This is a genomic window from Phenylobacterium sp., assembly GCF_036723115.1.
In the GTDB taxonomy this organism is placed as follows: domain Bacteria; phylum Pseudomonadota; class Alphaproteobacteria; order Caulobacterales; family Caulobacteraceae; genus Phenylobacterium.
Genome location: NZ_DAIMHV010000179.1, coordinates 1 through 5,018, shown reverse-complemented (window position 1 = coordinate 5,018; position 5,018 = coordinate 1). Strand labels below are relative to the sequence as shown.

Annotated in this window: 5 protein-coding genes; 4 read left to right on the top strand and 1 reads right to left on the bottom strand. The window is 71.8% G+C overall.

Features of this window, described 5'->3' with window-relative positions; genetic code table 11:
- A partial coding sequence (locus V7D28_RS13805; protein WP_333587963.1) for a fused DSP-PTPase phosphatase/NAD kinase-like protein occupies positions 1-632 on the bottom strand: 632 nt, incomplete at its 3' end.
- A 129-nt stretch (positions 633-761) separates the two neighbouring features.
- Here V7D28_RS13805 and V7D28_RS13800 point away from each other — a divergent pair.
- From V7D28_RS13800 to V7D28_RS13785, 4 genes are all read left to right on the top strand, one after another.
- Positions 762-2,543, top strand: a complete 1,782-nt coding sequence (locus tag V7D28_RS13800) for an ABC transporter ATP-binding protein (RefSeq protein WP_333587962.1) — start codon at positions 762-764, stop codon at positions 2,541-2,543.
- On the top strand, positions 2,540-3,253 hold the full coding sequence (locus tag V7D28_RS13795) for a lysophospholipid acyltransferase family protein (RefSeq protein WP_333587961.1): 714 nt from the start codon (positions 2,540-2,542) through the stop codon (positions 3,251-3,253). The genes V7D28_RS13800 and V7D28_RS13795 overlap by 4 nt, the downstream gene beginning before the upstream one ends.
- 1 nt (position 3,254) lies before the next feature.
- On the top strand, positions 3,255-4,226 hold the full coding sequence (locus V7D28_RS13790) for a cation diffusion facilitator family transporter (RefSeq protein ID WP_333587960.1): 972 nt from the start codon (positions 3,255-3,257) through the stop codon (positions 4,224-4,226).
- A gap of 37 nt (positions 4,227-4,263) precedes the next feature.
- Positions 4,264-5,018: 3-deoxy-D-manno-octulosonic acid transferase (locus V7D28_RS13785; RefSeq protein ID WP_442957945.1), on the top strand; the 755-nt coding region annotated here is incomplete at its 3' end.

Below are 5,018 nucleotides of genomic sequence, written 5' to 3'. Positions count from 1 at the left end.
TTGCCCCACCACTGGGCGCGGAAGTCGGCCTTGATGGCGTCGGGGTCGTAGGCGGGGCTTTCGACCCATTCGATGAAGGACAGGCCCGCAGGCTCGCCCTCGGCCAGGTAGCGTTCGAAGGTGTAGTCCAGCACCCCCGTCTTGCCGGCCTTCACGTGCAGGTAGCGCAGGTGGAGCTGGTCCATGGCCTCAGCGATCGTCTTGCCCTTGCGGAAGTGCATGTAGAAGACGCTCATGATGCCCGCCCGGTCCGCGCCGGACTTGCAGTGCATCAGGGCCGGATATTCGATGGTCTGGAAGAGATCGCGGGCGCCCAGGACGCGGGCGCGGCTCGGCACCTCGCGCGAGGTGATGGTGAAGTCCACCAGCGTCAGGCCGAGCTGTTCGCAGGCCTCCTTCTCCAGCACGTGGAAGCTGCCGTCGAACCCGCCGCGCAGGTTGATGACCGTCTTGATCCCGCGCGCCTTCCACCCGGCCAGCTGCTCGGGCGAGGGCTGGTTGGTGCGCACCAGTTCGTCGCTGATCCAGTGGGCGTTCTGGAAGCGCAGGCGCAAAAAGGCGTGGTCGTTCCACATGTAGTCCCGCCGGGCGCGCTTGCGGCCTTCCGGGGTGCTCAGGTCGAATCCAGCCAAGACGGGCTCCCGTGACTTTGGGCCTAACTAGGGTCTGAGCCGACAAAACGGAAGTCTCAGGGGGCCGGGAACACCCGCGGGGGCGGGCCTGGCCTTGACTTGGGCGCATTGACGGACGACCCCAGGACCATGAGCACCCCGGCCGACATCGCCGCTTCGGAGACGCCCACCCGCGTCCTGCTGGGCCGGATCGCCCAGGTCTATCTGAAGCCGCGCTGGAAGGGGTTCGCCCTCGCCCTGGTCGCCGCCGTGATCGTGGCCTATTGCAGCGCCCGGCTGGTGCAGATCCTGGAGCCGGCGATCAACGACCTGCTGGTGGTCCAGCGGCCGGGCGCGATCTGGTCCATCCCGCTGGCCATCGCCGGCTATGCGGTGCTGCGCGGGATCGCCCAGGTGACCCAGGCCTCGCTGGTCAACCGCATCGGCAACGGGGTGGTGGGAGATGTGCAGGTCCAGCTGTTCGGCAAGCTGGTGCGCGCCGATCTGGCCCGCCTGCGCGCCCAGCATTCCGGCGGCCACGTGGCCTCGGTGCTCTATGACGCCAACCTGATCCGCGAGGCGGCGACCTCGGGCCTGGTGAACTACACCCAGCACTTCCTGACGGTGATCGGGGCGGTGCTGGTGATGATCTCCAACGATCTGGTCCTGACCCTGGCCATCCTGCTGGCCGCGCCGGCGGCCAGCGGCATCATGCGGCGCTTCTCCAGGAAGACCACCAAGGCCGCCAAGGGGGCCATGGCCGAGACCTCGGCGCTGTCCACGGCGATCATGGAGAGCCTGGACGGGGTGCGGGTGGTCAAGATCGAGAACCGCGAGACCTACGAGGAGACCCGCGTGGCCCAGGTGGTGGCCAGGCGCCAGGCCCATCTGGTCAAGGGCGCCAACGCCCGGGCCACCGCCGCGCCGGCCACCGAAACCCTGATGACCCTGATCGTGGCCGCCGTCATGGCCTATGCCGGCTGGCGGGCCGGGACCGGGGCCATGAATGTGGGGGCCTTCGTGGCCTTCATCGGGGCCCTCGGGGTGGCGTCCCAGTCCCTGCGGCAGCTGGCCAATCTGCAGACCGTCTTCGCCGAAGGCATGGCCGGGGCGCGCCGCCTGTTCGCCGCCCTGGATGTGGAGCCGGAGGTGCGTGACACCCCAGAGGCCCAGGTCCTGCCCCGCGTCCGCGGCGCCATCGCGTTCGAGTCCGTCAGCTTCGCCTATGGCGAGGGCGCGCCGGCCCTGACCGAGGTGAGCCTGCAGGCTGCGCCCGGCGAGACCATCGCCCTGGTGGGCCCCTCCGGCGGGGGCAAGAGCACCATCCTGAACCTGATCCCTCGCTTCTATGACGTGACCGGCGGGCGGGTGACCCTGGACGGGATCGATGTGCGGCAGGCGACCCTGGCCTCCCTGCGCGACCAGATCGCCCTGGTCACCCAGGAGCCGTTTCTCTTCGACGACACCATCCGGGCCAATATCGCCTATGCCCGCCCCGACGCCACGGACGAGGAGATCGACGCCGCGGCCCAGGCGGCGGCGGCCCACGACTTCATCATGGCCCTGCCCGAACGCTACCGCACCCTGGCCGGAGAGGCCGGCGCGCGACTGTCGGGCGGGCAACGCCAGCGCATCGCCATCGCGCGCGCCTTCCTGAAGGACGCCCCCATCCTGCTGCTGGACGAAGCCACCAGCGCGCTCGACACCGAGAGCGAGGCCCAGGTCCAGGCGGCGCTCAGCCGCCTCATGGCCGGGCGCACCACCCTTCTCATCGCCCATCGCCTGTCGACGGTGCGCAAGGCCGACCGCATCTATGTGATCGACCGCGGCCAGGTGGTGGAATGCGGCGACCATGCCGCCCTGCTCAAGGCCGGCGGCCTCTATGCGCGGCTGGCCCGCAACCAGGACCTGGAGACGGAGAGCGCCCCATGAAGGGCCTGCTGCGCCGGCCGGGGGTCCAGGCCGTCCTGGGCTGGACGCTGGGCGCCTATCTGAAGCTGGTCCTGCGCACAGTGCGCTGGCGCCACGTGGATGTCGACTGCGTGGAGCCCACCCTGGTGGGCGAGGAAGGGGCCCTGGCCCTCTTCTGGCACGGGCGGATTCCGCTCTGTCTGTCGGTGGCGCCCCAGTGGTGGCGCAAGGACACCAAGGCGCTCATCTCCCCCTCGGCGGACGGGGAGTTCATCGCCCAGGCCCTGGCCCATGCGGGCTTCCCCGCCATCCGCATGTCCTCGGCCAAGAAGGGCGACACCGCCAAGGCCCGAGCCGCCGTGGCCGGCTTTCGCGAGGCGCTGGCCCTGGTGAAGCAGGGCGGCGCCCTTGTAATCACCCCCGATGGTCCCCGCGGCCCCAATGAGGTGATCGCCCCCGGCGCCCTGCAGATCGCCCGGCGGACGGGCGCGCCGGTCTTTCTCATGGGGATCGCCGCGGCGCCGGCCGCGCAGCTGAAGACCTGGGACCAGGTGATGATCGCCGCCCCCTTCGGACGGGGCGTGGTGGTTTGGGATGGTCCCCTGCGCGCGCCCGCCGAGGCCGACGAAGCCGCTCTGGCCGAGCTGGGCGAAGTCTGGTCGGCGCGGCTCTCGGCCGCCACCCGCCGCGCCGAGGCCCTGGTGGCCGGCCGGGCCGATCCGGGGGCGTGAGGTGGCGCACGACCACGCCCATTCCCACGACCACCACCATGACCACGGGCACGGGCACGGGCATGACCACGGCCTGGGCGGTCATCACCACCACGCGCCCAAGGACTTCGGCCGGGCCTTCGCCGTCGGGGTGATGTTGAACACGGGCTTCGTGGCCGCCGAGGTGGCTGCGGGGCTCTGGTTCGGCTCCCTGGCCCTGCTGGCGGACGCCGGCCACAATCTCTCCGATGTGCTCAGCCTGCTGCTGGCCTGGGGGGCGGCCACCCTGGCCAAGCGCCGGCCCGCCGGACGGCGGACCTATGGCCTGCGCAAGGCCACCATCCTGGCCTCCCTGGCCAACGCCATCCTGCTGCTGGTCGCCGTGGGGGCCATCGTCTCCGAGGCGGTGCGCCGGCTGATGGAGCCCTCGGAGGTGGCGGCCTGGCCGGTCATGGTGGTGGCCGCCATCGGGGTGGTGATCAACACCGCCACCGCCCTGATGTTCATGGGCGGGCGCAAGGATGACCTGAACATCAGGGGCGCCTTTCTGCACATGGCCGCCGATGCGGCCGTCTCCCTGGCGGTGGTGATCGGGGCCGGACTGATCGCGCTGACCAGCCTCTACTGGCTCGACCCGGCGCTGAGCCTGATGATCGTGGCGGTGATCCTGATCGGCACCTGGGGTCTGTTGCGGGACTCCGTCGATCTCGCCCTGGACGCCGCGCCTCGGGGCATGGACGTGGAGGCCGTTCGCGCCTGGCTGGCCGCCCTGCCCGGCGTCACAGGCGTGCACGACCTGCACATCTGGGCCATGAGCACCACAGAAACCGCGCTCACCTGCCACCTGACCCGGCCCGACAACCCGGAGGGCGACGCCTTTCTGCACGCGGCCTGCGAAGGGCTGCAGGCCCGCTTCGGGATCGGCCATGTCACCCTGCAGGTGGAGACCGGCGCGGCCGACCACTGCCGGCTCGCGCCTGCGGATGTGGTGTGAGGACACGTCCGTGAGCCTCGCCCTCGCCGCCTACCGCATGGCCGCCGGCCTCGCCGAACCCCTGGCCGGCCCCCTACTCCGCCGCAGGGCCCGGCGCGGCAAGGAGGACGGCGCCCGCCTGGGCGAGCGCCTGGGGCGCGCCTCGCAACCCCGCCCCCCCGGTCCTCTGGTCTGGCTGCACGGGGTGAGCGTGGGCGAGAGCGTCTCCCTCCTGCCCCTGGTGGAGGCGCTGAGGGCCGCCCGCCCCGACCTTGCCTTGCTGGTCACCTCCGGCACGCGCACCTCCGCCGACCTGCTGGCCAGGCGCCTGCCCCTCGGCGTCCTCCACCAGTACGCCCCGGTGGACGGGCCGCGCGCCGTCGCGGCCTTCCTGGACCATTGGCGACCGGACCTGGCCCTGCTGGTGGAGAGCGAGCTTTGGCCCAATCTGATCCTGGCGGCCCAGGCGCGGGGGACACGGCTGGCCCTGGCGTCGGCCCGGATGACGGAGAAGAGCGCGCGTGGCTGGGCCCGGGCGCCGGCCGCGGCGGCGCGGCTGTTGGCAGCCTTCGACCTCATCCTGCCGCAGGACGAGGCCACGGCGGGACGGCTGGCGGCCCTGGGCGCGCGACCCGGCCCGCAGCTGAACCTGAAGACGATCGGCGCCCCCCTGCCCTGCGACGCCGCCGAGCTGGCGGCGCTGAAAGACGCCTGGGGCGGACGGCCGGTCGTCCTGGCCGCCAGCACCCACCCCGGGGAAGAGGCGATGGTGCTGGAGGCGTTCAAGCCCCTGGCGGAGCGCGACCCCGCCCC